The sequence below is a fragment of the Pseudonocardia sp. N23 genome, assembly GCF_002583555.1.
In the GTDB taxonomy this organism is placed as follows: Bacteria; Actinomycetota; Actinomycetes; order Mycobacteriales; family Pseudonocardiaceae; genus Pseudonocardia.
In genome coordinates this window covers 176,471-202,895 of sequence record NZ_BEGX01000114.1, presented here as the reverse complement: position 1 = coordinate 202,895, position 26,425 = coordinate 176,471, and the positions used below count along the sequence as shown (strand labels likewise).

General features: G+C 71.1%; 42 protein-coding genes. 33 read left to right on the top strand and 9 right to left on the bottom strand.

Translation table 11 applies throughout. The features are described 5' to 3' along the window. Window positions 1-234: 234 nt before the first annotated feature. The 7 genes from TOK_RS35530 to pgi all read right to left on the bottom strand — a co-directional run bounded on the left by TOK_RS35530 (window position 235) and on the right by pgi (window position 6,540). Complete coding sequence (locus TOK_RS35530) at window positions 235-420, bottom strand: ribbon-helix-helix protein, CopG family (protein WP_098960484.1); 186 nt, start codon at window positions 418-420, stop codon at window positions 235-237. A gap of 151 nt (window positions 421-571) precedes the next feature. Then, complete coding sequence (locus TOK_RS25375) at window positions 572-829, bottom strand: hypothetical protein (RefSeq protein WP_098960834.1); 258 nt, start codon at window positions 827-829, stop codon at window positions 572-574. 414 nt (window positions 830-1,243) lie between these two features. Then, the gene (locus TOK_RS25370) at window positions 1,244-2,794 is read right to left on the bottom strand and encodes a recombinase family protein (RefSeq protein WP_172457777.1); all 1,551 of its coding nucleotides are present in this window, start codon (window positions 2,792-2,794) and stop codon (window positions 1,244-1,246) included. A 25-nt stretch (window positions 2,795-2,819) separates the two neighbouring features. Further along, window positions 2,820-2,951, bottom strand: a complete 132-nt coding sequence (locus TOK_RS34825) for a hypothetical protein (RefSeq protein WP_256388008.1) — start codon at window positions 2,949-2,951, stop codon at window positions 2,820-2,822. A gap of 50 nt (window positions 2,952-3,001) precedes the next feature. Then, a complete protein-coding gene (locus TOK_RS25365; protein WP_098960482.1) occupies window positions 3,002-3,832 on the bottom strand; it encodes an ABC transporter ATP-binding protein in 831 nt (276 codons plus the stop codon). 273 nt (window positions 3,833-4,105) lie between these two features. Beyond that, a complete protein-coding gene (locus TOK_RS25355) occupies window positions 4,106-4,810 on the bottom strand; it encodes a phosphatase PAP2 family protein (RefSeq protein ID WP_098960481.1) in 705 nt (234 codons plus the stop codon). A gap of 56 nt (window positions 4,811-4,866) precedes the next feature. Then, window positions 4,867-6,540: a glucose-6-phosphate isomerase gene (pgi, locus tag TOK_RS25350; RefSeq protein WP_253258628.1), complete on the bottom strand. Its 1,674-nt coding sequence runs from the start codon at window positions 6,538-6,540 to the stop codon at window positions 4,867-4,869. 569 nt (window positions 6,541-7,109) lie between these two features. Here pgi and TOK_RS25345 point away from each other — a divergent pair. Then, window positions 7,110-7,901, top strand: coding sequence for a DoxX family protein (locus TOK_RS25345; protein WP_098960480.1), 792 nt, complete (start codon window positions 7,110-7,112; stop codon window positions 7,899-7,901). A gap of 244 nt (window positions 7,902-8,145) precedes the next feature. On the opposite strand, the gene TOK_RS32935 is transcribed toward TOK_RS25345, so the two are convergent. After that, window positions 8,146-8,430, bottom strand: a complete 285-nt coding sequence (locus tag TOK_RS32935) for a hypothetical protein (protein ID WP_172457776.1) — start codon at window positions 8,428-8,430, stop codon at window positions 8,146-8,148. A gap of 117 nt (window positions 8,431-8,547) precedes the next feature. Here TOK_RS32935 and TOK_RS25335 point away from each other — a divergent pair, with 117 nt between their 5' ends. Genes TOK_RS25335 through TOK_RS25280 form a run of 13 tightly spaced genes read left to right on the top strand, consistent with a single transcriptional unit; the run spans window position 8,548 to window position 14,015 of the window. Beyond that, window positions 8,548-8,766 (top strand): hypothetical protein, encoded by a 219-nt coding sequence (locus TOK_RS25335; protein ID WP_098960479.1) that lies wholly within the window; start codon window positions 8,548-8,550, stop codon window positions 8,764-8,766. A 40-nt stretch (window positions 8,767-8,806) separates the two neighbouring features. Continuing rightward, window positions 8,807-9,079, top strand: a complete 273-nt coding sequence (locus tag TOK_RS25330; RefSeq protein WP_098960478.1) for a hypothetical protein — start codon at window positions 8,807-8,809, stop codon at window positions 9,077-9,079. A gap of 35 nt (window positions 9,080-9,114) precedes the next feature. Then, on the top strand, window positions 9,115-9,288 hold the full coding sequence (locus TOK_RS32930) for a hypothetical protein (protein WP_172457775.1): 174 nt from the start codon (window positions 9,115-9,117) through the stop codon (window positions 9,286-9,288). Continuing rightward, window positions 9,288-9,854, top strand: coding sequence for a hypothetical protein (locus TOK_RS25325; protein WP_098960477.1), 567 nt, complete (start codon window positions 9,288-9,290; stop codon window positions 9,852-9,854). Before TOK_RS32930 ends, TOK_RS25325 begins: the two co-directional genes overlap by 1 nt. Next, window positions 9,851-10,168 carry a hypothetical protein gene (locus tag TOK_RS25320; RefSeq protein ID WP_098960476.1) on the top strand — a complete coding sequence of 106 codons (318 nt, stop codon included), beginning with the start codon at window positions 9,851-9,853 and terminating at the stop codon, window positions 10,166-10,168. Before TOK_RS25325 ends, TOK_RS25320 begins: the two co-directional genes overlap by 4 nt. Next, on the top strand, window positions 10,165-10,581 hold the full coding sequence (locus TOK_RS25315) for a hypothetical protein (RefSeq protein ID WP_098960475.1): 417 nt from the start codon (window positions 10,165-10,167) through the stop codon (window positions 10,579-10,581). Before TOK_RS25320 ends, TOK_RS25315 begins: the two co-directional genes overlap by 4 nt. Continuing rightward, window positions 10,578-10,799, top strand: coding sequence for a hypothetical protein (locus TOK_RS25310; protein WP_098960474.1), 222 nt, complete (start codon window positions 10,578-10,580; stop codon window positions 10,797-10,799). Before TOK_RS25315 ends, TOK_RS25310 begins: the two co-directional genes overlap by 4 nt. Further along, a complete protein-coding gene (locus tag TOK_RS25305) occupies window positions 10,796-11,704 on the top strand; it encodes a hypothetical protein (protein WP_141566539.1) in 909 nt (302 codons plus the stop codon). Before TOK_RS25310 ends, TOK_RS25305 begins: the two co-directional genes overlap by 4 nt. Then, window positions 11,701-12,867: a hypothetical protein gene (locus TOK_RS25300; RefSeq protein ID WP_098960472.1), complete on the top strand. Its 1,167-nt coding sequence runs from the start codon at window positions 11,701-11,703 to the stop codon at window positions 12,865-12,867. The genes TOK_RS25305 and TOK_RS25300 overlap by 4 nt, the downstream gene beginning before the upstream one ends. After that, window positions 12,867-13,157 carry a hypothetical protein gene (locus TOK_RS32925; RefSeq protein WP_098960471.1) on the top strand — a complete coding sequence of 97 codons (291 nt, stop codon included), beginning with the start codon at window positions 12,867-12,869 and terminating at the stop codon, window positions 13,155-13,157. Before TOK_RS25300 ends, TOK_RS32925 begins: the two co-directional genes overlap by 1 nt. After that, the gene (locus TOK_RS32920) at window positions 13,154-13,474 is read left to right on the top strand and encodes a hypothetical protein (protein WP_098960470.1); all 321 of its coding nucleotides are present in this window, start codon (window positions 13,154-13,156) and stop codon (window positions 13,472-13,474) included. The genes TOK_RS32925 and TOK_RS32920 overlap by 4 nt, the downstream gene beginning before the upstream one ends. Further along, window positions 13,471-13,746 carry a hypothetical protein gene (locus TOK_RS32915; protein WP_098960469.1) on the top strand — a complete coding sequence of 92 codons (276 nt, stop codon included), beginning with the start codon at window positions 13,471-13,473 and terminating at the stop codon, window positions 13,744-13,746. The genes TOK_RS32920 and TOK_RS32915 overlap by 4 nt, the downstream gene beginning before the upstream one ends. Beyond that, window positions 13,746-14,015 carry a hypothetical protein gene (locus TOK_RS25280; RefSeq protein ID WP_098960468.1) on the top strand — a complete coding sequence of 90 codons (270 nt, stop codon included), beginning with the start codon at window positions 13,746-13,748 and terminating at the stop codon, window positions 14,013-14,015. The genes TOK_RS32915 and TOK_RS25280 overlap by 1 nt, the downstream gene beginning before the upstream one ends. Here the strand turns inward: TOK_RS25280 and TOK_RS34820 are convergent. Continuing rightward, on the bottom strand, window positions 14,012-14,143 hold the full coding sequence (locus tag TOK_RS34820) for a hypothetical protein (RefSeq protein WP_256388007.1): 132 nt from the start codon (window positions 14,141-14,143) through the stop codon (window positions 14,012-14,014). The two genes, TOK_RS25280 and TOK_RS34820, sit on opposite strands and share 4 nt — an antisense overlap. Here TOK_RS34820 and TOK_RS25275 point away from each other — a divergent pair. The 19 genes from TOK_RS25275 to TOK_RS25185 all read left to right on the top strand — a co-directional run bounded on the left by TOK_RS25275 (window position 14,142) and on the right by TOK_RS25185 (window position 26,373). Further along, entirely contained in the window at window positions 14,142-14,483 is a 342-nt protein-coding gene (locus tag TOK_RS25275) for a hypothetical protein (protein ID WP_098960467.1), read from the top strand. The two genes, TOK_RS34820 and TOK_RS25275, sit on opposite strands and share 2 nt — an antisense overlap. 34 nt (window positions 14,484-14,517) lie before the next feature. Beyond that, the gene (locus TOK_RS25270; RefSeq protein ID WP_098960466.1) at window positions 14,518-15,453 is read left to right on the top strand and encodes a hypothetical protein; all 936 of its coding nucleotides are present in this window, start codon (window positions 14,518-14,520) and stop codon (window positions 15,451-15,453) included. Continuing rightward, window positions 15,446-15,706, top strand: a complete 261-nt coding sequence (locus TOK_RS25265) for a hypothetical protein (RefSeq protein ID WP_098960465.1) — start codon at window positions 15,446-15,448, stop codon at window positions 15,704-15,706. Before TOK_RS25270 ends, TOK_RS25265 begins: the two co-directional genes overlap by 8 nt. Further along, the gene (locus tag TOK_RS25260) at window positions 15,699-15,962 is read left to right on the top strand and encodes a hypothetical protein (protein ID WP_098960464.1); all 264 of its coding nucleotides are present in this window, start codon (window positions 15,699-15,701) and stop codon (window positions 15,960-15,962) included. Before TOK_RS25265 ends, TOK_RS25260 begins: the two co-directional genes overlap by 8 nt. Continuing rightward, complete coding sequence (locus tag TOK_RS25255; protein ID WP_098960463.1) at window positions 15,955-16,311, top strand: hypothetical protein; 357 nt, start codon at window positions 15,955-15,957, stop codon at window positions 16,309-16,311. Before TOK_RS25260 ends, TOK_RS25255 begins: the two co-directional genes overlap by 8 nt. Then, window positions 16,308-16,505, top strand: coding sequence for a hypothetical protein (locus TOK_RS25250; RefSeq protein ID WP_098960462.1), 198 nt, complete (start codon window positions 16,308-16,310; stop codon window positions 16,503-16,505). Before TOK_RS25255 ends, TOK_RS25250 begins: the two co-directional genes overlap by 4 nt. Further along, a complete protein-coding gene (locus TOK_RS25245) occupies window positions 16,502-17,068 on the top strand; it encodes a hypothetical protein (protein WP_098960461.1) in 567 nt (188 codons plus the stop codon). The genes TOK_RS25250 and TOK_RS25245 overlap by 4 nt, the downstream gene beginning before the upstream one ends. Further along, window positions 17,061-17,717, top strand: a complete 657-nt coding sequence (locus tag TOK_RS25240; RefSeq protein WP_098960460.1) for an HNH endonuclease signature motif containing protein — start codon at window positions 17,061-17,063, stop codon at window positions 17,715-17,717. Before TOK_RS25245 ends, TOK_RS25240 begins: the two co-directional genes overlap by 8 nt. Before the next feature lie 172 nt (window positions 17,718-17,889). Beyond that, the gene (locus tag TOK_RS25235) at window positions 17,890-18,189 is read left to right on the top strand and encodes a hypothetical protein (RefSeq protein ID WP_141566537.1); all 300 of its coding nucleotides are present in this window, start codon (window positions 17,890-17,892) and stop codon (window positions 18,187-18,189) included. Continuing rightward, the gene (locus tag TOK_RS25230) at window positions 18,141-19,667 is read left to right on the top strand and encodes a hypothetical protein (protein WP_141566536.1); all 1,527 of its coding nucleotides are present in this window, start codon (window positions 18,141-18,143) and stop codon (window positions 19,665-19,667) included. The genes TOK_RS25235 and TOK_RS25230 overlap by 49 nt, the downstream gene beginning before the upstream one ends. Next, window positions 19,660-19,974 carry a hypothetical protein gene (locus TOK_RS25225; protein WP_098960457.1) on the top strand — a complete coding sequence of 105 codons (315 nt, stop codon included), beginning with the start codon at window positions 19,660-19,662 and terminating at the stop codon, window positions 19,972-19,974. The genes TOK_RS25230 and TOK_RS25225 overlap by 8 nt, the downstream gene beginning before the upstream one ends. Beyond that, entirely contained in the window at window positions 19,971-20,192 is a 222-nt protein-coding gene (locus tag TOK_RS25220) for a hypothetical protein (RefSeq protein WP_098960456.1), read from the top strand. Before TOK_RS25225 ends, TOK_RS25220 begins: the two co-directional genes overlap by 4 nt. After that, window positions 20,189-20,410 carry a hypothetical protein gene (locus TOK_RS25215; protein ID WP_098960455.1) on the top strand — a complete coding sequence of 74 codons (222 nt, stop codon included), beginning with the start codon at window positions 20,189-20,191 and terminating at the stop codon, window positions 20,408-20,410. Before TOK_RS25220 ends, TOK_RS25215 begins: the two co-directional genes overlap by 4 nt. 280 nt (window positions 20,411-20,690) lie before the next feature. After that, window positions 20,691-20,936 carry a hypothetical protein gene (locus TOK_RS25210; protein WP_098960454.1) on the top strand — a complete coding sequence of 82 codons (246 nt, stop codon included), beginning with the start codon at window positions 20,691-20,693 and terminating at the stop codon, window positions 20,934-20,936. Between the two features lie 83 nt (window positions 20,937-21,019). Then, complete coding sequence (locus TOK_RS35525) at window positions 21,020-21,925, top strand: HNH endonuclease signature motif containing protein (RefSeq protein ID WP_216362098.1); 906 nt, start codon at window positions 21,020-21,022, stop codon at window positions 21,923-21,925. A 93-nt stretch (window positions 21,926-22,018) separates the two neighbouring features. Continuing rightward, window positions 22,019-22,495 (top strand): hypothetical protein, encoded by a 477-nt coding sequence (locus TOK_RS25200; protein WP_098960453.1) that lies wholly within the window; start codon window positions 22,019-22,021, stop codon window positions 22,493-22,495. A gap of 6 nt (window positions 22,496-22,501) precedes the next feature. Then, complete coding sequence (locus TOK_RS25195; RefSeq protein ID WP_098960452.1) at window positions 22,502-24,154, top strand: terminase; 1,653 nt, start codon at window positions 22,502-22,504, stop codon at window positions 24,152-24,154. A 163-nt stretch (window positions 24,155-24,317) separates the two neighbouring features. Beyond that, window positions 24,318-25,670 carry a phage portal protein gene (locus TOK_RS25190; protein ID WP_098960451.1) on the top strand — a complete coding sequence of 451 codons (1,353 nt, stop codon included), beginning with the start codon at window positions 24,318-24,320 and terminating at the stop codon, window positions 25,668-25,670. 1 nt (window position 25,671) lies between these two features. Continuing rightward, complete coding sequence (locus TOK_RS25185) at window positions 25,672-26,373, top strand: hypothetical protein (protein ID WP_098960450.1); 702 nt, start codon at window positions 25,672-25,674, stop codon at window positions 26,371-26,373. Window positions 26,374-26,425 lie beyond the last annotated feature (52 nt).

Below are 26,425 nucleotides of genomic sequence, written 5' to 3'. Positions count from 1 at the left end.
GGGCGAGAGGGTGTCACCCGGCGTCTCATCACACCGGGTGACTTCCGCTCTCAGTCTTCCCTATCTTTCTCAACCGCTGCTGCGGTGGAGTCCAGTGCACACGAGCACCCCGGTCGCGCACGTGACAACTTGACCGGGGTGCTCGCGTGGTTTAGGCGCTGCGACCAGCAGTGCGACGGTGAAAGAGGCAAAGACGTCGCACGACTGGGAGCTACCTGACCCGCCGGTTGGAGATCAGCGGGAGTCTTGAGCCACTTGCAACTTGCTTCGACGGGGAACGAACTCTTCGTTGTACCCGAGAGCTTCCGCGAGGATGCTGCGGACAAACTCCGAGCGAGACTTCCGCTGCTCGTCGGCAGCCTCATCCAGAGCGGCTAGTAATCCCGGGTCTGGGAAGCTGAGCGTGGATCGCTCTATCATGGGTGAACCTCATTATTCAGTTATCCGGAAGAGAGCATGAATCTTCCAACGCTATGTACCATTTTAGCACACTTCACACTTATTCACACGCGCAGAAGCGCTTTTCCGACGCTTCGTTACTCATTCGTAACACAATTCTCTTGACAATCTGCTACGTGTTCCGGCGCTTCCTGCGAACCCTTACTGACTTGAGCGCCATCTCCCGATAGAACGCAGCGCGCAATGCTTCCGCTGAGCGGTTAACCTGCTTCTCCGTCGCGTCTGGTCCGAGCAGCTCGCGCGCTTGTTTGGTGAACCGCACATCCGCTGCTCGTCGTCCCGCTGCGGTGCGCGTGGTTCTGTTGCGCGTGGCTGCCCACGACTTGAGCGCGTTGATACGTGCGACCTGCGACCGTTCTTCGGGGTCCATCCGCGCATGGTGCATGCTGCGGGGATTTTGCGCTAGACGCGCATTCTCCGGTGGAAAGTGAACACGTGCGCATTCTCCCGAACTCCCCGAAGTCGACACTGGGTAGCTCAGTCTCCTCTCCCGGTTGCACAGATGTCGCTAGACCGGCATCGCTCGCGTGTTGCCACGCTGTGCGGTACTTGATCACGGTGTTGTTGCTACGCAGACCACGAACACGCAGGTCACAGAGTTGCGCAACTGACAAACTGTGCAGTTCTGCACGGTTTCCGGGGCGCCCCACAACCGGAGGTCGTACCCACGCCCACACCAGCGCTGCGAGCTGCCAACCGGTAGCGGAAGCCAGTCCCGACAGGTCGCTAAGGGTGTCTTTCAGCAGGTCAACCGTGTCGGGAATCTTGACGGTGGTGGTCACGTTTATTGGGGACCACGGTTCATCCACTCGATCAGTGTTTCACCCGGAAGTCTCGGATTCTCCTGTTCCCATGCGACCCGCGCAGCCTCAGTTATCTCGCGGTCACGGGAAATCGCTTCGTCCCACTCCTCAAGGTGCAACTGCACGCGGACTCTGTCTGCCACTGCTAACCGGTTCCCGGAACCAGCGGGGAGAATCGTCACCGTTGCAATATCTGACACAAGTGCGCGTCGCCGGTCGAGGGACAAGTCTTCCCACCTGCTCCGCTCGCGTGCGAGGTCGAACACCTCATCACGCGCTATGCGGATCGGTGCTGCGAATGACTGAGCGAGTTGCTCGCGCTGCGCGATGATGAGTGTCATTGCGGCGGTGTACGCGTCTTCGGGGAGGACTCCCGTCGCGAACTGCATAGCGAGCTTTGATTGACGAGCCTCTAGCTCTTGGATTGTCGTCACGGGTGTCGGGGGAGCGGTGTCTTCCACCTCAAGCGGGAGACCGTGACCGAGTTCGTGCAGCTGCGCGAGGATGACCTCTCCCACGTACTCATCAGTCGGAGCAATGGGGATGGTGACGTGGCGGGTGGTGACCCCGTCCCGCTTCCTGTCCGTTGCAGTGCAGCGGTACACCTTGACCGCAGGCTTTCCGGAGCGCCACGAGCGCATGAGCAACCCGCACTCCTGCTCGTCCACGATCGCACCGCAGCGATAGATGAACGTTCCGAGATACGCGGGTTGGGTGCCGGGGGAGGTGCGTCGCTGCGGGTCGTCCAGCACTGCGACGCACGCGGTCCACAGCTCCGCGGGCACGATGGGTTCCCACGACGCGCGACCGGCAACGCGACCCTGATGCTGCATGAGTCCCGCGTTGCGGGGTCTCCGCAGCAGCGCGCGGAGCTGCGTGGTGGTCCACGGCTTCCCGGTGGTCGTGACGAGTCCCTGAGCGCGCCACTCGCGGGCGATTCCGTGCACCGACTCACCAAGTACCACCGACTCCGTTGCTGAGCGGATAGCGGCTGCCTCAATGGGATCGTGGGTCACCTTGTCGGCGAGGAACCCGAACGGTCGGCGACCTCCACCCGGGAGACCCTTCGCAGAACGGGAGCGGAGACCTCGCTTCACACGTCCACGGAGCTGGTCGACTTCGTAGCGGTTCTGAGCACCCATCATCCGCGCGACCAAGCGACCCTGATCCGTCGTCAGGTCAAGGAAGCCGGAGGTCACCATGTGGGTAGCGACCCCTCGTGGCTCACACACTTCGATGTACTGCTCAAGCTCGTAGGGGCGTCGTGTGAGACGCGACTGCTCCCACACGATCACCGCATCCGTTTCACCCTCACGGATCATCCGCAGCAGCTCGATGTATGCGGGTCGCGGCTTCCCCGCGTAGGCAGACATGTCGTTGTCCGCTAGCTCCGCGACAACCTGAAACCCGCGTTGGTCTGCGAACTCGCGACACTCCACACGCTGCTGATCGACAGAACGCGCGGTCCCGTCCCTGTCCTGCGACGCGCGAGCGTAGATCACTGCGCGGACACCCTGTTCCTGCTTCGGCACGTTGTGTACTCTAGCCATCGTTCACTCAGCAGAAGGTCCAGAAGTCGAGCAGGACGATCTTGCCGCGCAGGTCGGCCAGTGACAGGTCACGTCCGCCGGTGCCGAGCCAGCGGCGGCCGCGCAGCTCGGGGGCGCGCACGCGCACACGGGTACTCACGCCGAGGTCAACTCACGTCGCCGGGCGGCTGTTCCCCGTGCAGACGACGCTCACCGACCCGCGGCCGCCAGCGGGATCCGGTGTGCGCGGGCGGCCCAGCGGCCGTCGTCGCGGACGATCCGCACGGGGTGGCCGAAGCAGTCGCTCACCAGGTCCGTCGTCAGGACCGAGGAGGCGGGGCCGGCGGCGAGACAGCGGCCGTCGCGCAGCAGGTAGGCGTGCGTCGTCGACGGCGGGAGCTCCTCGAGGTGGTGGGTGACGAGGACGGTCGCGAGGGTGGGGTGCTCGCGGCGCAGCACGTCGAGCGCGGTGAGGAGCTGTTCGCGGGCGGCGAGGTCGAGGCCGGTGGCGGGCTCGTCGAGGAGCAGGAGCCGGGGCGCGGGCATGAGCGCGCGGGCGATCAGGGCGCGGCCGCGTTCGCCCTGCGACAGCGTCGGCCAGCGGTCCGACGAGCGGTGGTCGACACCCAGCAGCGCGACGAGCCGGTCGGCCTCGGTCTCCTGGGCCGCGGTCGGGGCCCACCGCGGAACGAGCCCGGTGGTGCCCGTCAGTCCGGTGAGGACCACCTCGCGCAGTGTGAGCGGGGACTGCAGCGGATGCCGCGGGTCGACGTGACCGAGGTAGGACCGCAGCTCGCGGACGTCGACACGGCCGAGCCTGCGGCCGAGGACGTACACCTCGCCGCGGGTCGGATGGGTGCGGGCACCGAGGATGCCCAGCAGCGTCGACTTGCCGGCGCCGTTGGGCCCCAGGAGCGCCCAGTGCTCGCCCTGCTCGACGCGCAGGGACACGGAGTCGAGCAGCCGCGACGACCCGCGGACGAGGTCGACGTCGCGGGCGAGCAGGACGGGGCCGGCGTCGGCCGGGGTCGAGGACACCACGGGAGGTCACGCTAACTCCGGCGCGCACCGTGACACGGCCGGGGCGAGACTGATCACGTGCCGGAGCCCCCGAGGTCGGGTCCGCCCGGCGGGTGCTGGAGCAGGCGCCGGACCGCCGGATCGTCGCCGTCGACGACACCGACGGCTGGGTGTGCACACGGGCCGGATCATCGAGCACCGCCACGGCGACGCGAGGTGCCCGCGATGCGGGTCGCCAATGGTGCACGGCACGGTCGGGGGGCGGTCGACGTGCTGGTGCGCGAAGGAACACGCCTAGCGGTCGACGGCCGGATCGTCGGGGGTGATCGGATCGGCGTCCTGCGGTGCCGGTTCGCCGGGCCTGCTGCCCCAGGACCGGCGCGCGACGACGCACACCGCGAGCCACGTGGCGCCGACGAACCAGCCGGCCAGCACGTCGCTGAACCAGTGCACGCCCAGGTAGATGCGGGTGGCGCCGACGGCGGCGACCCACAGCGTCGCCGCGGCGACGAGCACGACGCGCGCCGCGGCGCCGCACGCGGGCCACACCAGCACGACCAGCGCGCCGACGATGACGACCGACATCGTGGCGTGCCCCGACGGCAGCGACTCGTTGGTCTCGTTGACCAGCCGGGTCGCCACCGGCGGGCGGGGCCGGTCGAACAGCGACTTGAGCAGCCGGAACAGTGCGCTGCCCCCGAGCGCCGCCGCCGCGACGAACAGGGCGTCCGCGCGGCGGCCGCGCAGCCAGCTGACGACGCACATCGAGACGGCGAGGATCGCCATTGCGGCGGTGCTGCCGATCGTCGTCACCGTCACGGCGGCCGTGGTGAGTCGCGGGCCGCGGACGGCGACGGCGTCGGTGAGCAGCGCGGCGTCGGCGTCGGCGGTGCCGGTGCCGGTCGCGCCGAAGTGCAGCAGCCAGCCGGCGGCGACGGCGAGCGCCACCACCACGACGACGCCGAGCAGCACCGGCAGCCGGGGGGACGGAGATCGCATCCGTCCAGTCTCGCCGAGCGGCGGGCCCCCCGCACCCGCCCGACGGGGAGGGCCCGTCAGGCCGAGCGCCCCCGCAGGGTCCGGTACCGCTTCACCAGGGCCGTCGACGAGGCGTCGAGGCCGTCGTAGGACGGGTCGGCCTCGGAGAGGACCGGCACCATCTGCTTGGCCATGACCTTGCCGAGCTCGACGCCCCACTGGTCGAACGAGTCGATGCCCCAGATCGAGCCCTCGACGAAGGTCACGTGCTCGTAGAAGGCGATGAGCTGGCCGAGCACCGACGGGCTGAGCTCGGGCGCGAGGATCGTCGACGTCGGGCGGTTGCCGGGCATGACCTTGTGGGGCACGACGTCGGCGGGGGTGCCCTCGGCGGCGATCTCCTCGGCGGTCTTGCCGAAGGCGAGCGCCGCGGTCTGGGCGAACAGGTTGGCGGAGAACAGGTCGTGCATGTCGGCGGAGCCCTCGCCGGGCAGGTCGTGCGCGGGGCGGGCGAAGCCGATGAAGTCGGCAGGCACGAGCCGGGTGCCCTGGTGCAGCAGCTGGTAGAAGGCGTGCTGGCCGTTGGTGCCGGGCTCGCCCCACCAGATCTCGCCCGTCGACGTGGTGACGGGGACGCCGGTCTGCTGCACCGACTTGCCGTTGCTCTCCATGGTCAGCTGCTGCAGGTAGGCGGGCAGCCGGTGCAGGTACTGGCTGTAGGGGAGCACGGCGTGGGTCTGGACGCCGAAGAAGTTGGAGTACCAGACGTTGAGCAGGCCGGCGATGAGCGGCACGTTCTCGGCGGCCGGCGCGGTGCGGAAATGCTCGTCCATCGCGTGCATGCCGGCGAGGAACTCGCCGAACCGCTCGGGGCCGACGGCGACCATCAGCGAGAGCCCGATCGCGGAGTCGACGGAGTAGCGCCCGCCCACCCAGTCCCAGAAGCCGAACATGTTGGCCTCGTCGATCCCGAACTCCCGCACCTTCTCGGCGTTGGTCGAGACGGCGGCGAAGTGCTTGGCGACGGCCGAGGAGTCCCCGAGCGCGGCGAGCAGCCAGTCGCGGGCGTTGCGGGCGTTGGTGAGGGTCTCCAGGGTCGTGAAGGTCTTGGAGGAGACGATGAACAGCGTCGTCGCCGGGTCGAGGCCGCGCAGCGTCTCGGCGAGGTCGGTGGGGTCGATGTTGGACACGAAGTGGCCGGTGAGGTCGCGGTCGGCGTAGGCGCGCAACGCCTCGTAGGCCATGACCGGGCCGAGGTCCGAGCCGCCGATGCCGATGTTGACCACGTCGCGGATCCGCTCGCCGGTGTGGCCGGTCCATTTGCCGGACCGGACGGAGTCGGCGAAGGCGCCCATGCGGTCGAGCGTGGCGTGCACGTCGGTGACGACGTCCTGCCCGTCGACGGTCAGGGCTGCGTCGCGGGGCTGTCGCAGCGCGGTGTGCAGGACGGCGCGGTCCTCGCTGGTGTTGATGTGGTCGCCGCGGAACATCGCGGTGATGCGGTCGGGGATGCCGGCCCGGTCGGCGAGCGCGAACAGCAACGGCAGCGTGTCGCGGGTGATGCGGTGCTTGGAGTGGTCGAGCACCAGGTCGGCCGCCTCGGCGGTGAAGGCGTCGACACGGTCGGGGTCGGCGGCGAACAGCTCGCGCAGGTGCAGGGGCCCGACCTCGCGATGGTGCGCGGTCAGCGCGGCCCATTCGGGGGTCGAGGTGATGTCGGCAGGACGGTCGGACCGGATCGGTTCGCTCACGGGCTCATCATGCCCACTCGTGCAACGGTTGAGGAGATCGAGATCGGCCGGGCGGCGCTCCCCAGTGCCGCCCGGCCGGCGGGGGTTCTCGACACCCCCGTCGACAACCCCGTCCACCCGGTCGCGGCCCGCTCCCCAGCGGCGGCGACGTGGTGGTCGTCCGTGCCGGGCGGGCCCCCCAGGTGTTGCCCTCCCGCCCGGCAGGAACGACTGTGCCGGACCGGGGCCGGCGCGACGAGCGTGCTGACCCGTCGACGGGGGTGGGGCTAACACCACCCCCGTACGGCCTACATGCCACGTTCGGGTCCGAAGTACGCCCGTGCGTACTCGTCGGAACTCGGCGCGTCACCTTTTCCGCTGACGTGCGTTACACGGATGAGTGGTCGATGTGCGACAGCTCACCGCGTAGGACCGTTCGGTCGTCGTCGGATCGACCGTTCGCCCCTCCATGGAGTGGCGTTCGGGCTAGCGTCGGGACGACGGCCATCACGGACAGCGTCCGGGCAGGCACGCAGAGTCGCACTCGGCCTCGCCGGACATGACGATCGACCGATGTACAGGAGGCTGAGATGCCCCGCACGCTCCCCGACCTGGTCCGCGCCTGGGTGCAGGACTGGTCGCGCGACACCCTGATCCTCGTCTGCCGGATCCTCGTCTCGGTGGTGATGCTCGCGCACGTCTGGCAGACGTTCGTGCAGACGGGCTTCGCCAGTACGACGGTGGTGTTCACCAACTTCGGCATCCCGATCGCGATCGCGGCCACCGCGTTCACGCTGGTCGTCGAATTGACGGGGTCGTTCCTGCTGCTGCTCGGCGTGATGGTCCGATGGGCCGCCGCCGGGTTCGTGTTCGTGATGACGGGCGCGGTGTACTTCGTTCACGCGAAGAACGGCATCTTCGTCAAGAACGGTGGCTGGGAACTGGTCGGCATGATCATCGCCGTGGTGCTCGGCATCGCGGTGAACGGTCCCGGCCGGCTCAGCCTGTCGTACGTCGCCGCGGGCCGGCGGGCCCGCGCCGAGGCCCGGCGTGCCGCACGCCGCTCCGTGGTCGTCTCCGTGCACGACAACGGCCGCCCCGTGGCCCCGGCGATGGCCGGTGCCCAGGCCCCCGCCACCGCCAACGGCAACGACGTCCCCACCGAGACCCGCGGGTTCCCGATGCTCAGCGAGAGCTTCGTCCCGATGGGCCGGCCGGCCGCGCCCGTCGTGCAGCGGGGCGAGCCGGACGCGGCGCCGCAGTCGCGCGCGATCGGGACACCCGCCCACACCGGCGCTCCCACCGAGGTGCACGACCAGGAGCGGGCCCGCTACGTCCCGGCCTGGACCGAGCCGGAGCCGCACCTGTTCTCCACCCGCTGAGCGTCTCCACCCGCTGAGCGTCTCCACCCGCTGAGCAGGACCCACCCGGGTCCTCGCGAACGTCGGTCCGCCCCCCGCGGCGCACGCACACCCCGCTCTCCCGCACGACGGTCGTCCGCAAGGATGGCCCTCGAGCGAGAGGACGGGGTGTCGTGCTGCGAGGGGTCACCGCGATCCGCTACGTCACGCCGTTGCGTGAGGGCGGGTCGCTGCCGGGTCTGATGGAGGCCGACGACCTCGGCACCTACGTCGTGATAGTCCCCGGACCGTTCGGCCCGATCCGGACGGTTCCCGAGTAGATGTCCTGAATTGGGACCGCAAAGAAGCGGGCAGCCCTGGCTACGTCTTTCGCGTGCCAGGGCTTTTCTCCGTTCACGCGGTTGTAGTAGCTCTGCCGGCTCATCTGGAGAGCCTCGGCAAGGCGGCCTGTGTCAACCCGGTTCGCGCTGACGAGTGCCCGGACGGTTGCGCTGATGACGCGGTCCGGGTCGTCGTCGACGATCTCGGTGGCCGCAAGTGCCGTGGTCATGGGATGCAGTCTAAGCACTTGTCAACTTCTTGGACAACTAGCGGATCATCACAGTAACGACACGCTCCTTGCCACGATGTTTGGCGAGTCCACATATCTTGGGATACGGTCCTCGACGTGCCGACCGAGACCCCCCTCCAGCGACTCGCCAGTCGCGTACTCGGGCAGCCCGTCGCACCCTGGATCCGCGCCCAACGTCCCGAGACGTCCTGGCGCAAGATCGCGGCAGAGCTGAACCGAGTCACCCACGGCGAGATCGACGTCCCCGCCCAGACTCTCGCGAACTGGGCCCCCGACCCCGTCGTTGCCGACGAGCCGTCGGCGGCCGCCTCGTGAGCAGAAGCGCCCTGCAGTTCTCCCGTACTTGGGACTGCCGATGAGCAGTGACAACAAGAGATGGCGCCGCCCGCCCGAGCTGCTCCCCGAACGCCAGGACAACACCCAGGCCGCCCGCGTCGCCCGCCGACGCGCGTTCCGCCGTCAGTTCGACCTCGCACCCGAAGCCCGCGGCTACGTCCCGGCGCCCTACAGGAACGAACTCCCCGAGGCCCCCGAAGCGGGGGACGACCTCACCGGGCAGCTACTCGACGTCATCGAGCAGCACACCAACGGCGAACGGGCCGGCGCCGCCAGCGCCGACCCGTCGTAACCGCACCCGAACCACGAAGGGACCACACCTCCGCCATGGCCATTGTGACGCATCCCCGCCCGATTCCCACCCCTCCGCGCGGCATCCGGCAGGTCGAGTACGTCGGGCGCCACCGCAAGCCCGAGCCCGACCCGGTCGTGCGCGAGTCGCTGTTGCGGCGCGCGATCCGCGTGATGGCGATCGTCGAGAACCCGAAGGAGACCGCCTGATGGGGCGCTTCATCCCCGACCTCCTCCGCGCGGTCGCTGACGGCTGGGACCAGGCCGCCGGACACGATCCCGTCGACCCGCACGCCGACGAGGCCATCGCGATCCTGGAGGACCCCGAGACGGCGACGCTCATCCAGCGCACCCCCGAGGCGATCCAGGCCTACTACCAGGACAAGATCGCGGAGCTGATGAGCACGATCATCGAGCTGCGGCGGGCGCTCGATGAAGCCCACGACGACCCCGACGAGGTGGTCGCCCCGAGCGCCGACGTCGACGAAGACACCACGATCCGGCTCGGACTGGATCTCCAGGAGGCCCGCCGGGAGAACGCGGCGTTGCGGGCGCAGCTCGCAGCGCGTCCCGCGCCGCCGTTCGGGCCCCTCGACGCGAAGCTCGCCGAGAAGAACCAGGACCTCGACGCCCAGGCCGTCGTCGACGCCGCCCGCGCCTGGGCGAAGAGCCTCGGCGACTACGGCCACCTCCTCGGCCCGGAGGGCCAGGCCGTCATCAACTCGGTCCGAAAGATCGACGGCGAGGCGCCCATCCCCAACCCGGTGGCGACGTGACCCGCGCCGCCGGCCTCGCCACCGTCGCCCAGACCGCGCTCCCGCGCCCCCAACGCCTCGCCTGCGACCGATGCGCCCGCACCGGCTGGCTCACCCACCGCGACGGCGAACAGCTCTGCGTCGTCTGCGCTGGGGGCCTTCTGCCGCAGGAGGTCCCTCCAGCACGGCCGAAGCCGGTGATCCCCGCGCCCGCCCCGACCGCCATCGCCTGCGGGTGCTGCGACGAGGTCGTCGCGCTCACCGACCTCCGATGGCGCAACCGCCGCGCCCTCCTCCTCGGATGCCGGTTCTGCACCCCGAAGGAGGACCAGTGACCGTGACCGCCGACTACCCCGGGCTCTACGTCCCCGACGACCCCACCGTCGCGCACAAGCTCATCCAGTCCGAAACCTGGCTCGTCCGCGACGACGAGACCCGCCAACTCCACTGGCGCAACGTCGAGCACATGACGCCGTCGCACCGCGCGCACCTCCTCGACTGGTTGCGGCGCAACGCCGACGCCATGCGGATGCACGTCTACCGGTCAGTGAACCAGTCGTTCCGGCGGTACGAGATCGACGGCGTGCAGCGGGCCGAGCTGATCCGCGACCTCCTCGGTGACCGGCCCGCCGCCGAGTGGCTCGAAGACACCGCGCTCGTCCGCCGGCTCGTCGCGCTGCAACCCGCGCCGGCCCCGCGCCGCGACCGCAGCCGCTGGCTCCCAGCACGCCTCCGGAGGACCCGATGAACCTCACCTACCCCGGCGACGTCCGGAACGTCGTCGTCGGCCGCGTCATGGGCCCCGACCTCCACGGCGGATTCGTCGTCGCCACCGCCGCCGAGCACGACCCCGCCACCAACAAGACCCGCGTCTCGTTCCGGCCCATGCAGCCCGGCGAGCGCGAACACGTCCTCGAAGACGCCGACGGCGCGCCGTGGCTCGGACAGATCGGAGTCGCGTGGTGAGCCGTTACGTCGGGCCGATCCGCCGCGTCAACCGCGGCCGCGGCCACTCCTATGTCGACGCCAACGGCGCCAAGGTCCCCGGCGTCACCACACTCCTCGGCGATGGCGTCCCGAAGCCAGCTCTCATGGACTGGGGTCCGCGAGTCACCGCCGAGTACGCCGTCGACCACTGGGACGAGCTGGGGAAGCTCACCCCGAGCGCGCGGCTGGAGAAGCTCAAGAAGGCCCGCTACGCCGACCGCGACGCCGCCGCGAACAAGGGCACCCGCGTCCACACACTCGCTGAGCAGCTCGTCGCCGGGAAGACCGTCGCCGTACCCGACGACCTCGCCGGGCACGTCGAGTCCTACGTCGCGTTCCTGGACCAGTGGGACCCGCAGCCACTCCTCGTCGAGTTCGTCGTCATGTCCCACCGCCACGGTTACGCCGGCACCGGAGACCTCGCCGCCTACTTCGACCCGCAGCTCCTCCTCGACTGCGGCCTGGCGGGCGACGATCCCGCGCTTCAGGCGCTGCTACAGGGCCTCGCCGACAACGGCGAGCTCGCGCTCGTCATCCTCGACGTGAAGACGTCCCGCTCCGGCATCTTCGGCGAGACTGCCCTGCAGCTCGCCGGCTATCGCTTCGCCGACGTCTACGTCGACGAGGACGGCGCCGAGCAGCCCATGCCCGAGTTCCACCTCGCGCTGGCCCTGCATATCCGCGCGGACGGCTACGACCTGTTTCCGATGACTGCCGGTCGCGACCAGCACCGCGAGTTGCTCTACGTGCGCGAGGTCGGCCAGTTCGTCACCGACCACTCCCGCAGCTACGTCGGGCCGCCGCTGTCGTCGCCCGCCCACACGAAGCCGCGCCGCCTCGAGGTCGCTACCGACGACCGCGCGAAGGAAGGACAGCCCGCATGACCGCCGAGCTCGACCGCTACCAGGGGGCGCAGGCCCCGGTCATCCCGATCACCGGCGGGCACGCCCTCGCTCCGCTGCCGCCCGCCACTGACGTCGACGGGTGGATCACTGTCGTGACGCAGGTCGCGATGCTCGCCGAGCGCATCGCCGACACCGACTTCGTGCCCGACGCCCTGCGGCGCAAGCCGGCAGCGATCACCGCGGCGATCCTGTCCGGCCGCGAGATGGGCGTCGCCCCGATGACCGCGCTGCAGCACATCAACGTGATCAAGGGGAAGCCAGGCCAGGACGCGCTGCTCATGCGGGCGCTGGTCCTGTCGAAGGGCCACCAGATCGAGTACGGCGACTGCTCCGACACCCGCGCGCTGGTCCGCGGGAAGCGTCGCGACGAGGACACCTGGACCGAGGTCGTGTTCACCGCTGACCAGGCCCGAAAGGCGAAGATCGACCTCGGCGGGTACCCGGAGGACAAGCTGATCGCGCGGGCGACGTCGCGGCTGTGCCGCCGGAAGTTCGCCGACGTGATCTCCGGGATGTCCTACACGCTCGAGGAGCTGCAGGACGGCGACGTCGAGTTCGTCCTCGGCGACGAGCAGCCCCCGGCGCTCCCGGCCCGTGAGGAGACCACCGCGCCGGCGCCCAGGACCGCGCAGCGCGCCACCCGGAAGAAGCCCGCACCGAAGACCCCCGCGGCCGCATCCGGCGGCGGCACGGCCGCGGCGGCGGGCGCGGCGGCCCCGACATCTGCGGGGCCGCCGTTGCCCGGCGAGGACGGCTACGACACGCCCAGCGCGGACGAGCCGGGGGAGCGGGACCCGAACCGGCCGTCGTCGACCGAGCAGAACCGGAAGATGCACGCCCTGTTCCGGGAGGCCGAGCTCGGCGGCGCGAACGACCGGGACGACCGGCTCCGGCTGACCGGGCTGCTGCTGAAGCGGCAGCTCGACACGTCGAAGGGCCTGTCGGTCGCCGACGCGTCCCTCGTCATCGACGCCCTGTCCCAGCTGGAGAGCGCCGGGCACCCCGACGGGCTCGCCGGCGCCGCGGCGGACCTGCTGACCGCGGACGATATCCGGCGCGAGGAGGCGAAGATCGCGGCCGAGGAGGACCAGGGCGACGCCGCGCAGGCCGCCGCCGACGACGACGCCCGGACCGAGTCGTGATGTACGACATGAGGCTGTCCGGCTGCGACGACAGCACGAGGCTCTTCGACGTCGAACTCAGCGACGACGAAGCGGCGACGGTCCGACGCATCGCGAAGCTGACCAGCGAACACGGCGGAGGGTGTCAGCCGGTCCTGACGATCGGCCCGGCCCCGGAGCGGCCCGCGGACGCCGACTGCACCGGCTGCTGGCGTCCCATCGCCGCGACGTCCGCGCGGCGCCGCGACAGCTGGGGTGACTGGCTACACGGCGACCCCGCCGAGTGCGAGGCCGCTGGAGGCCAGTCGTGATCCCCGGCGTGAAGGTCGCCGGCCACACCGGCCGCGTCGTCATCGAACCCATCACCTCCACCGACGACGCCGCCGCCGTCTGGCTCCGGCCCCGCACCGCCAACGCCGACGCCCGCTGCGTGTGGCTCACCGCCACCCAATGCCGCGCCCTCGCCGCCGAACTCAACGAGCGCGCCGACTACCTGGCGTCGACGACACGCCACCACGTCGTCCGCATCACCGCCCGCCGCGACTGCGCCCACGAGCCCCGCCCGTGGCTGACCCGCCTCGCCGACCTGTTCCGCCCCGCCACACCTCGACAGGAGACCCCCGCATGACCGACAAGCCCACCGGCGACGAGACGTTCGTCCGGTTCACCGGCATGAAGGCCGCCGCCATCGTCGAGGAACTCCCCACCCTCGGTGGCCGGATGCGGTTCACCGGCATCGCCGAGTGCGTCAAGGAGCCCCACCACGAACTCATGGCCGACGGGCACCACCGACCCGTCGTCGGCATGAAGGTCATCGAGGTGGAGCTCGGCGAGGTGACGCCGGCCCCGGAGGGTGACCCGGCGCTGCCGTTCGACGAGGACACCGAGGAGATCGGCTGATGAGCCAGGCTGACGTCGACCGCTACCACGCGGCCATGCACGCCATGCAGTCCGGAGTCGCCGCCGAGATGTTCCGCGACCCGAAGCCGACCGAGCCGAAGCACCTCCGCGTCGGTGTGAACAGCGCGCTTCTCGGCAGCGCCGCGATCGGTGCCCTCCTCATCGAGAAGGGCGTCATCACCCAGGACGACTACGAGCGCGCCATGGCCGACCAGGCCGAGAGGGAGAAGGCGGCCTACGAGGAGCGCCTCGGGGTGCACCTGCACTAGGACGTCGACGCGTTGCCCTCGCTGCGCGCCGACGGTGCCGCCCGGGTGCCCCCGAGCGCGCACCACCCGGCCGGGCGCCACTTCCCCTCCGGCGCCCGGCCGGGCACCAACCCCAGAAGGGTGGACATGCCCGACTTCCAACGCCTCTGGGCCGAGCAGGCCGCCCGAGCCCACGAGGAGAACCAGGCCCGCCGCGACCGCGTCCTCGCCCACGAAGACCTCGCGAAGGCCCTCACACAGCCCCCGTACGCCATCAGCGACCCGCGGCGCTGGTCCGGGTGGATCCCACCCCGCACCGATCCCCCGCAGGTGTGCGGACCGTCCTGCGGGAAGCACCACAACCCCTGCAACTGGACCCAGCACCGCGCCCGGATCAACGACTCCCCGATCCGCGCCCAGCTCGTCGAGATCGCCGCCGAAGCGCTCCGCCGCGAGACGCAGCCGGCGCTCGACGAGGTCGAACCCTGAACCGCACCCCGACGGACCGAAGGACGCCACCCCGATGGCCAACCGCGGCTACGCCCAGATCTTCACCAGCATCTGGACCGACGACGACTTCCGGAAGGTGTCCGAGCGCGGCCAGCGGCTGTACTTCGTGCTCCTGTCGCAGGCCGACATCAACTACGCCGGTGTCCTCCCGCTCACCGTGGGCCGCTGGGCCCGCTGCTGCACCGCCATGACCCGCCGTGACGTCGAGGACGGCCTCGACGAGCTCGCCGACCGCGGGTACGTCGTCCTCGACTGGGACACCGAGGAGCTCCTCGTCCGGTCGTTCATGCGCAACGACGGGCTGTGGAAGCAGCCCCGAATGCTCGGCGTCGCCCTCCGCGAGGCCCTGGGGACGGCCTCCCAAGCCCTTCGCCAGGCCCTCGCGAGGGAGTGCGGACGCCTTCGGGAGGCCCTCGGGACCCCCTCGGGAGGGCCTCAGAAGCAGGCGGAGCACGCCGAGCAGCTCCAAAAGATCACCGATGCCGAGAAACAGCTGCTCGGAGACCCTGACGAGGCCCTGGAGGACCCCCTCGGGACGCCGTCGGGAGGGCTCCCCGCGTACGCGCGCGCGGCACCTGCACCTACACCTACACCTACACCGTCACCTGGCACCCACACCGCCACCGAGTCGCCGACGACTCAGCCTGAGGGGGGATCTCTAGATCCGTACCCGCGCGAGTCGAACGACCCCCCGCCCCAACCTCGACCCGAGGACCGCTGCGCGACCCACGTCGGGACCGACCACGACGGCCCGTGCCGCGCCTGCGCCGGCGCCCGCCGCGCCGCCGAGCAGTGGGACGCCGACCACGCCAAGCGCCTCGCAGCCGACCGGCGGGCCTGCCGTTGGTGCGACGCCGACGGGTGGCGCATCCACCCCGAGGCCCGGCACCTCGGCCCGACCGGCGACAAGTGCGACCACACCCCACCGAAGGACCACCCCGATGCCTGACTCGACACTCGATGTACTCGCCGTCGAGGCCTACGCCAACGGCGACGACCCGATCGACTACGCCGCGATGCGCGTCGAGGTCCTCCTCGACGTCCGAGGCCGACTCCAGTGCCGCGACCGCATGGGCCGCCCACCGTTGCCGTCCTGGCCCGACCTGTCCGACGCGGCGCTGGCCCGCAAGGTCCTCGGCACGATGCTCGCCCTCGGCTGGACGCCGCCGTCCCGGCCGTACACCGGCGGCCGCCGTGGCTGACACCACCCACGCGATCACCGTCGCGCCCGAACTCCTCGTCTACGCCTTCCGCTACGCCCTCGGCCGCCGCACCTACGCCGTCGCCGACGTCACCCAGGCGCTGCGCGAGCACCGCGCCGCCCTGTCCGTCCAGACCCGCCGCCAGGTGGCCGACGAGATCCGCGACGCGATCCGCGCCGGCCACGCCGGATCGATCACCGACGCCGACGAGTGGGACGCCGTCGCGACGTTCCTCGAGGAGGCCACCGATGCCTGACCCGTGCCGCGGCTGCGACGACCCGCGCTGCCCCCGCTGCGCCACCGCCCGCATCCCCGCCGTCGAACCCCACACCGAGCCGATCCAGCAGCACCCGTGGCTCCCCGGCCACTGGGAACCCGCCCCGCCGGCGACGAACGGGTACGACCACCAGCTGAACCAGGCCATCGACGACGGCGGCCAGACCCTGCGCATCGTGGCGGCGACGTGCTCCCTCGCGGTGCTCGTCTCGACCGGCGGGCTCTACGTGACCGGGAACCTGCTGTGGCTGCTCGGGATCATGCCGGGCGCGGTCGTCGCCGCTGTGGTCGTCGTCGGCATCGTCGCGCTGCTCCGGAGGTCACGATGAAGCCGCCGATGCAGCAGCTCGCCGAGCGCATCGCCCTCTTCTCGTCAGTACTGCTCGGGCTCGTCATGATCACCGGCCTCTGGCTGGCCCAGAGCACGGGAGACCAGCTCTGGCTCCTCCTCGTCCTGCCGGGTGCGCCGATCGTCGCGCTCGCGGTGATCGGTGCCGCTGTCATGATCTGGCCGCCGCGATGACCGACCATGTCCTCGCCCTCGACCTCGGCCTCGCCAAGGCCGGCGCCGCCACCCTCACCGCCGACGGCCGCGTCGACACCTGGCTCAAGACCTCGCCCACCCTTGCCACCGGCGCCGGTCTCGAAGCCACCGCCGACCGCATCGGCGTCATGGCGTCCTGGGCCGTCGGGCTCGCCACCACCGGCACGATCCTCGCAGTCGTCGAGGGCCCCGCGCACGCCGCGCAGCACGGGCAGCCCCACGAGCGCGCCGGTGTCTGGTGGGCCGTCGTCCGCCGCCTGCTGCACCACCAGATCCCCGTCGCGGTGCTCGCCCCGTCGACGGTGAAGGGCTACATCGCGGGCAAGGGCAACGCCACGAAGGACGACGTGAAGCGCGCCGTCGCGCTCGCGTGGCCCGGGCAAGGCCTCGGCCGGATCAGCGCGGACGAGGCCGACGCCGTCGCGATGTGCACCTGCGCCGCGGACTGGCTCGGCTGGGAAGGGCCGTACTTGGACGGGAGACGAGGCGTCGACTGGCTGAGAAAGGCCCAGTGGCCGGACAGGGAGAACGTCCGTGCCTGAGTGCAAGATCGAGACCTGCGCCCGTGAGCGACACGGTAAGCACGGCTGGTGCTCGATGCACTACCGCCGCTGGCAGCGCCACGGCGACACAACGAGCCTGGTCGTGGATCGGGCTCCTGTCGGCTCGACCGTCGCTGAACGACTCGACTACGGCAGCGAACGGCGCGGCGAGTGCCTGATCTACCGGCCCCGTTGGAAGCTGCGTGGCTTCGGCTACCGCAAGCTGACGCTCACCGATGGTCGCTCGGTGGGGGCGCACATCCTGGCCTGGGAACTGGCCACTGGGCGGACCGTGCCGAAGGGCATGTTCGTGTGCCACCGCTGCGACACGCCTGCCTGCATCGAGCCGACGCACCTGTTCCTGGGCACGCCGCGGGACAACAACGAGGACCGCGACCGCAAGGGCCGCAAGGTCATCGTCCGCGGCTCCCGCGCGTCCGGGGCGAAGCTGACCGAGCACCTCGTCCAGCAGATCCGAGAGGCCCTGCTCGACGGTCAGTCCGGGCCCGCTCTGGCGGAACGGTTCGATGTGGACCCCGAGACGATCTCGTCCGTGGCCACTGGCCGCACCTGGGGCCACGTCAGTTGCCCACCGCCGCTGACGTTCGTCGGCCGAGGTCGGCACGGTCGCTGGACGGTGCCCTCGTGACCACCACACCCGCGCCGCCGGCGCCGATCTACCCGTGCGACCGCTGCTCCGAGGTCCGCCCCGTCTACCCGTGCCGCCCCGGCGAGCTGCTGTGCGGGCCCTGCGCCGCAGCGAACCGCCCCACCCCGAGGAGACGCCCGATGCCCCCGAACGCTGACAGCCGAGACCGGCCGTGGACGTGCCCGATCTGCACGAACAGCCCGTGCACGTGCGACGGGCGGCGCACGTCGTGACCGCCGCGGATCGGGTCGAGACGGCCGCCCAGCTGCTCCACTCCCGCCGTCACCGCGCCGGGCTGGGCAGCGTGTGCGGGGCGTGCCGGGACGTGGTGCGCGAGATCGCCGACGTGCTCGACGTGCCCCGGCTGGAGGCAGTCGATCAGCGAGCCCGCGACAGCGTCGACCCGCTCTGTCAGTGCGGCGGGTGTGGGTCCTGCGCCGCCGACTACATCCTCACGGGGCAGAGCCGGTGACCGCCCCGACCCCGGACGAGGCCGCCGCGCTGAAGACGGCCGCCGAGATCATCGCTGCGCAGACCGACCCGATGGACATCCGATACCAGGGCGAGGACGGCCTGCTCTGGCGAGACTGGGCCATCCCGTCCGGGAACTGCTACGACCTGATCGCCGACTTCGCCGAGGGTGTGCAGACGGACGAGGGCAAGCGCGAGCAGCTGGTGATCGCGGCCAGGGAGATGATCCGGGTCGCGGTCGAGGGCTCGCCGGAGGTGGCCGCTCTCCGCGCCGACCTGGCCCAGGCCCGCGAGGATGTCGAACGCCTCCGCTGTCGCACGCACGAGATCCAGGCAGAGGAGATGCAGAAGCGGGCCGCTCTCGACTCCGAGGTTGATCAGTGGCGCGCCCGATGGAAGGAGGCCAAGCGCTGGACCGAGGAGGCTGGCCTCACCGCGGACTGGTCGTCGGAGCGCCCTCTGCCGCACTACTGGGGCATGTCGTCTCTCGCCGCCCGGACTGCGCTGTTCCGCCTCGTGGCTGAGCGCGCTGACGCCCTGGCGGACCTGGCCCAGGCCCGCGCCCGGGTGCAGGCCGTCCGCCCCGTCCTCGACGCCGCCGAAGCGTGGGTCGACTGGCGCGAGCGCACGGGACAGCCTGAGGGCTTGGAGCACTACCTGTGGGCCATCCGGGACGCTGTGGCCGCCTACCGGGCCGCTGCGAGTGGTTCCGCCGAGGCGCCCATGTCCGTCAACGAACACGGCGCCGGTGAGCATGTCAATGATCATGCTGATCACGGCAACGCCCATGGTTCCGCCGAGGCGGACGAGCCCGCACCGGCGTGGGTGCGCGACGAGACCCGCACGGAGTGGGCGGTGCGCACGACCGGGACCGGCGGTGTGGAGATGATCGGCGGCGTCACCACGGAGCTCCATGCGCGCGCGTGGGCACAGCAGGCGGTCGGCGACCACCCGGGCGAGATCGCCGCTGCAGTGCCGGTGTCGCGAACGATCGTGCACCGCGTGAGCGCCTGGACGTCTGACGCTGAGCGAGCTGCCGCTGTCCCGGCTGTGGCATCCGGAGACGACACACAGCCCGACGGCCGAGGCGTTGCGGCGCAGGCTGTCCTCTCTCGCTGGGCCGTCCTCAGCGATGACGACGCGCACTCGACGATGAGCCTCGCTGACGCGTACAAAATCGTCGACGTCGTGTCCCGCGCGCTGGCCGAGGCGGGCGCCCCCGCCCAGCCGGACGAGCGGCCAGCGATGAAACCCGCGAACTACTGGAGGGCGACGTTCGGGCCCCACGCGTGCGACCCGACCAACCGCTCCGCTGTGTGGTGCGAGTCGTCGGACGAAGCCGAGGTTCGCGCCTCCCTCCGCAATGCACCCGGAGGTGGGCTGGTGTTCCGGCTGTTCGAGCGGCCACGAGAGACGGATTGGCGACCGGCTCCGCTGGCTGGGGCTGCCGACACCGCACGGGAGCCGACCGATGCCTGAGGTCCACCGCCCCATCGACGACCTTCGCGACATCCGCCGCCAGGTCAGCGCGCTGCTCGTCGGGCTCGACTTGACGATCGAGCAGCACGTCAAAGCCATCAGCAAGGCGCAGGACCTCAGCGACATGGACGCGCTCGCGATCTACGACGGCAGGCCGTACCGCGTCGAAGTCTGGATGCACGACGTCGACGGGACGATCTCTATGCGTCTCAAGCCGATCGCGGCTGGGGCTGCCGCGCCGCAGCCCCCGAACCCCGAGGCCCAGCCCGACGTCGACGGCGACCGCTACCGATGGGGACACACATGAGGATCGTCGTCTGGCTCCTCGGCACCGAGGTCATCGACATCCGCCTGACCAAGACCGACCCCGCCGTCACCGCCCCACCGCCAGCACCGGCCGAAGGCGACGGCACCGAGCGCACCCGCCACGCCGGCGAGTTCCAGCTCGGGTTCACCCCGACCTACCAGCCGCCGTTCCGCCTCGGCGACGTCGAGGCCCAGCACCCCCGAGGAGCGACACCGTGATGTTCCTGCTCTGGTGCCGCGTCTGCGAGCCCGAGCCCAGCCCCGACAACGTCATGCCCTTCGAGTCCCCAGCCGAGCGCGGCAAGTGGGCAGCCGAGCACACACGAGGCACGGGGCACGACAGGTGGCTCGTGTTCGACGTCCCACCTGACCTGGGCGTGCCCAAGCGGTTCGTCTTCGGCGTCGCCCAGGACAACCCCCCGGGTGCCCCGCAGTGACCCCCCGCCGGCGCTCACCACTACCCCCCGGGTGGTACGGCCGCAACGGCATCCGCGCCCACGTCCTCGCCCGCGACCACGAGCAATGCCAGCTCCGACTCCCCGGCTGCGAGACCAAGGCCAACGAGGTCCACCACACCGGCGCACACGACGACCACCGCCTCCACCTCCTCGTCGCCGCCTGCACCCGATGCCACGCCACCATCACCGCCCGCGACGCCAACACCATCCGCCACGCAGCCACACGACGCCCAGCCCAACCGCACCCAGGAGTCACACCATGACCGAGCAGCACCAGACCGAGCAGGCCGACGAGCAGGCCCAGCCGGGCTGCACCGTCGTCATCCTCACCGACGGAACCGTTCTCAAATGGCCCACCGCCACCACCTCCTTCCGCTGGGACGACGACGGCGACCTCACCCTGTACCGCCACGACCCCGACACCGGCCAACGAGTCGAGGCCACCGCAGGCGCACTGCGCGGTAAATGGGCCGCCGTGTACGAGGAAGGCCACCTCGCGGACTGACCGCGCGCGACCATGAACAGCACACGGCCCAGGTGGCCACACCCTGACGCCCCGGTGGCGATGTCCCGAAGGACACGCCACCCGTGCCAGCCGCCACCCTCGACGCACCCTCACGCACATGCCCCGAGTGCCACAGCCCCGTCACCGGCCGCAGCGACAAGCGCTACTGCTCCCGCCGCTGCACAGGACGAGCCACCTCACGAGCCCAACGCCAACGCGGCTACCACCAGGCCTACCGCGTCACCGTGCCCTGCGGCTGGTGCGGCCGAGCCCTGCAGCGAGACCCGCGGAACCTCAAGGCCGGCCACCAGCCGCACTGCGACAACCTCTGCGCCGCAGCCACCCGGCACGCCCCGGACAAGGCCGAGCGCCACACCAGGACCGTGCAGAACATCCTTGCCAGCACCACCCCCCGGGTGCTCTGCGCAGGACCCCCACCCAGCCGAACGTGCCCCGGGTGCCACGAGCCGTTCACCCCACACCACATCGAGCAGCGCTGGTGCAGGAAGCAGTGCGCGAAGCGAGCCCGCCGCAGTCGATCGGTACCGAGATTCGTCACCAGTCGGTGCGACTGCGGCACCTGGTTCACCATCGATCGACGCGCCGGGTACAGCGGCGTCATCACGACCTGCTCACGGTCATGCCAGCGCCGCACCGCAGCCCGCCGACGTCGCGCACGAGAGCGCAACGCCTACGACGAGGACGTCATCGCCATCGTCGTCTTCGAGCGCGATAGCTGGCTCTGCCACCTCTGCGGCACACCCTGCGACGGCCGACCCAGCCAGACCTGGCGCCCACTCGCCGCGACGCTCGACCACGTCGTCCCGCTGGCCCGGGGCGGCCGGCACAGCTACGCCAACGTCCGAACCGCCCACGCCCGATGCAACAGCCTCAAGGCGGACCAGCTCGTCGAGGCGGTCGCAGCGATGGTCAGCGGACCCACGGGCCCCCTCCCCCCGCCCGGCCGGGAGCCGCTACGGGAGGCATAGCCCGCCGGATCCCGTACGCCTGGGAGCAATGCGGCCGCCCGATTACCATTCCCGTTGTCCCGTTTCGGTGGACACGCCCTTGGAGGTTGTCGAATGGCCACGATTCCGAAGCCTGCGGAGCAGCGGCAGCGCCGGAACAAGCGGGTCGTCGACACACCCCCGGCCGCGCCGGAATCGGCGAGGCGGGTTCCGGAATGGCGGCGGGCGTCGTCGAAATGGCACCCGGCGGCCCGGGACTGGTATCTGTCGCTGCGGGAATCGGGGCAGGCGTTCTACTACCAGCCGTCCGATCGGATGGCGGCATGGTTCCTCGCCGAGCAGATGTCGCGGGTCCTCGCCGACCCGGAGGCGAAGGCGTCGAGCTACGACTCGGTGATGCGCGGCATGGAGCAGCTGCTGTGCACGGAGCGGTCGCGGCGGCAGGCGCACGTCGAGCTGGCGCCGCCTGGGGCGTCGGGCCGTCCTCCGGCTGGGGGTGCGTCGACGTCGGCGGGGGAGCAGCGGGCGGCGGAGGTCGAGGCGGGGATCGCGCACCTCGACGACGCGCGGCGTCGCCTGTCGGGGTCCTGACCCGCGGTGCTGGAGCCGCTGGACACGCTGCCGGCGGGGATCCCGGACCGGACGCTGGGCTGGGGAGTGCTCGCGTGGGCTGCGGGCGCCCAGCACGGGGAGCCACTGTTCTACGTCCCGGACGGTGAGCTGGCAGGGCAGCCGCTGACGCTGACCGACTACCAGATCCGGTTCGTGCTGTGGTGGTACGCGCTCGACGAGCGGGCCCGGTGGCTGTACCGGGCCGCGCTGGTCCGGCTCGCGCGCGGCACCATCAAGTCGCCGACGGCCGGGTTCCTGTCGCTGGCCGAGCTGCTGGGCCCGGTGCGGTTCGGGGGCTGGGACGCCGACGTGCCCGGGGGAGCGCTGGGCCGGCCGGTGTCGATGCCGCTCGTCCAGCTGTCGGCGGTGTCGCAGGCGCAGGTGGGGAACACGTTCAAGTACGTCGGGGCGTGGACGGCGCGGGGGACGCCGCTGCAGCGGATCTACAACCTGGACCCGGGCCGGGAGCGGATCTACGTGCCGTCGTCGCCGGGGATCACGGGCGGCGAGTTGCGGGTGACGACGTCGTCGCCGGCGACGGCGCGTGGTGGCCGGCCGACGTTCGTGGTGGCCGACGAGCTGTCGGAGTGGACGGTCAGCAACCACGGGCACGAGTTCTACGACGTGCTGTCGGACAACGCGACGAAGGTGCCGGGCGCCCGGGTCCTCGGGCTGGCGAACGCGCCGGAGCCGGGGTCGGGCTCGGTGGCGGAGGCGCTGTGGGAGGCGTGGTCGGCGGAGCAGGAGGGCCGCACCCGGGGCCGGCAGCGCCTGCTGATGGTGGTGCGGGAGGCCCCGACGGACACGGACTGGTCGGACCCGGAGTCGATCCGAGCGGCGCTGGCGACGATCTATCACGACTGCCCGTGGGTGGACCAGGAGCAGATCCTCGAGCAGGTGCTGGACCCGAAGCGGCCGATCGAGCGGTCGCAGCGCGAGTTCGGGAACTGGCGGGTGTCGTCGTACTCGACGTGGGTGGCTGCGCAGGCCTACGACGCGTGCGCGGACCCGGGCGTGGTCGTCGAGGATGGCGAGGAGATCGCGCTGGGGCTGGACCCGTCGGAGTCCGACGACGCGACGGCTCTGGTCGCGTGCCGCATCTCGGACGGCTTCTCGTGGCCGATCTGGATCCACGAGCCGCGGCACGCCGGGGCGCCGGTCGACGTCGCCGAGCTGGACTACTGGGTGACGCAGGCGCACGAGCGGTACCGGGTGTGCGCGTTGTGGTCAGACGTGCGGCCGATGGAGCAGTTGGTGCGGGTGGAGTGGCCGGGCCGGTGGGGCGCGGGCTACGACGCGCCGGCGACCCCGGCGTCGCAGGGGTCGCCGTCGGACCCGATTGCGTTCGACATGCGCCGCCACATCTACCGGTTCGCGCTCGGGGCCGAGCTGGTGGCGTCGGAGATCGAGCAGGGGACGCTGCTGCACTCGGGGGACCGGGTGATGGCCCGGCACGTCTACAGCGCGTGGCGGCGGCCGTACCGGGATCGGATCTCGATCGGGAAGGGCCCGGACCGGGATCGGAAGGTGGATGCGGCGGTGTCGCTGGTGATCGCGAGGATGGCGCGGCGGGCGGTGCTGGAGTCGAAGTCGTACCGGAAGCGGCACCGCTCGCGCGCCGTGGTGATCCTCGGGTGATGGGAGAGTGGCTGTCTGACAACCTCGACGTCCCGGCGCCGATGCCGGGCCGCATCACGATCCTCGGGTCGTAGCGCTCGCGCCGTAGGATCGGGCCTCGATCCGCCCCCCGGTGGGCACCCGGCGCCCGAGGTGGCCGCGCACCGGAAGGCGGGCACCGCGCGTGGCCGATCTCGATGTCCTGCGTGGCCTGATCGAGAAGATCTCCAACGGCGCGACCGAGCGCCGACGGCTCAACGCCTACTACCAGGGCGAGAAGCGGCTCTCCGCGCTCGGGATCACCCTGCCGCCGCAGATGCAGAACCTCGCGGTCGTCGTGAATTGGCCGCGGCTCGCGATCCGCTCGCTCGAGGAACGGCTCGACGTCGAAGGGTTCCGGCTCGCGGGGGAGACCCGGGTCTCCGACCGGCTGTGGGACTGGTGGCAGGCCAACAACCTCGACACCCGCGGCCCCCTCGGCCACAAGGAAGCGTTCGTCACCGGGGATGCCTACGTCGTGGTCGGGCGCCGCGACGGGGACGACGAGACCCCGCTCATCACCGTCGAGTCCGGCGATCACCTCCACGCCGACGTCGATCCGGGCACGGGCGAGGTCCGGTCAGCGGGTCGGGTGTACGCGGCCGACGACAACGGGGTGCCGCAGCGGGCGGCGCTGTACCTGCCCGACGTCACGCTGCTCTACGAGCTGCGGCAGGGCAGAGGGTTCGTCGAGGTCGACGCGATCGAGCACGACCTCGGCACGGTGCCGGTCGTGCCGATGCTCTACCAGGACCGGCTCTCCGACGAGTCCGGCCACTCCGAGATGGCCGACATCATCGGCCTGACGGACGCGTGCTGCCGGTCGCTGACGAACCTCGGCGGCGCGCAGGAGCTCCTCGCGGTGCCGCAGCGGTACGTCCTCGGCGCGTCGCGGGAGGACTTCGTCGACGAGGCGGGGAACCCGAAGCCGGCGTGGGAGGCCTACATCGGCCGGCTGTGGGCGCTCGGGAACGAGGACGCGAAGGTCGGGCAGTTCTCGGCGGCGGACCTGCGGAACTTCACCGAGGTCATCAACCTGTACTCGAAGCTGGTCAGCGCGATGACCGGGATGCCGCCGCACTACCTGGGCTACTCGACGGACAACCCGGCGTCGGCGGACGCGATCCGGTCGTCGGAGTCGCGGCTGGTGAAGCGCGCGGAGCGGGCCGGGACCCAGCTCGCGGATGCGTGGGAGGCCGCGTTCCGGATCGCGCTTCGCTGGATCGACGACACCGACGACGTCCCGCGGCTGGAGACCCGCTGGCGGGACCCGTCGACGCCGACGTTCGCGGCGAAGGCGGACGCGGTGACGAAGCTTGTGCAGGCCGGGATCATCCCGAAGGAGGCCGCGTGGGACGCGCTGGGCTACTCGGTGGAGCAGCAGGCGCACTACGCGCAGCTCATGGCGTCCGACCCGCTCGCGGCGCTGATCCGCTCGGTCGGCGCCGACCAGGCCCAGCAGCAGGCGCCCGCCGCGCCGGCGGCCATCGAGGCGTGACGTGCCGCTCGTCGAGCTCCGCACTCAGCAGGACCTGATCAGCCGGGAGGCCGCGCAGCTGGTGCTGCCGATCCTGCTCCGCGGCGTCGAGGCCGAGCTCCCGAACGCCGGGTGGCTGCGGCTGGCCGCGTTGCTGTACCCGCAGGTGCTGGGGTGGCGGCAGCGGTCGGCCGCAATCGCGTACCTGGCGGCGCGGGCGGTGCTGCCGTCGGCGGATCGGCCCGCGCGGCTGCCGTACGACCTGTCGTGGACGGTGCAGGCGCTGCGGTCGACGATCGTGGACCGGGACCGGCGGTCGCCCGGGTGGTCTCCGGCGCGGGTCGCGGCGGATGGGACGGCGCGGCTGGTGCGTCACGTCGAGCAGGCCGGGCGGGAGACGACGCTGCAGGTGTCGGAGGCGTCCGGGGGTGAGGGCCGCTGGGCTCGGGTGTCGGACGGCGCCCCGTGCGCGTTCTGCGCGCTGTTCGTGTCCCGCGGGCCCGTCTATCACACCGAGGGGGCCCGCTCGGGCGGGTTCCGGGCGCACGATCACGACCGGTGCGTGGCCGTGCTGGTGCGGAAGGATCAGCGTGAGTGGCCGGGTCGTGAGGAATTCGAGCGGGTCCAGGAAATCTATTACGATGCGTCGATCCCGTATTCGGGTGAGGAGAAATGGCACGCATTCCGGCGGGCCTGGGAGAAGTCGGGCGGTCCTGCCGAATGAGTTAGTATTCGCAGGTCGCTAGTGGTGCCGATAGGCCGCGACCCATGGCCCC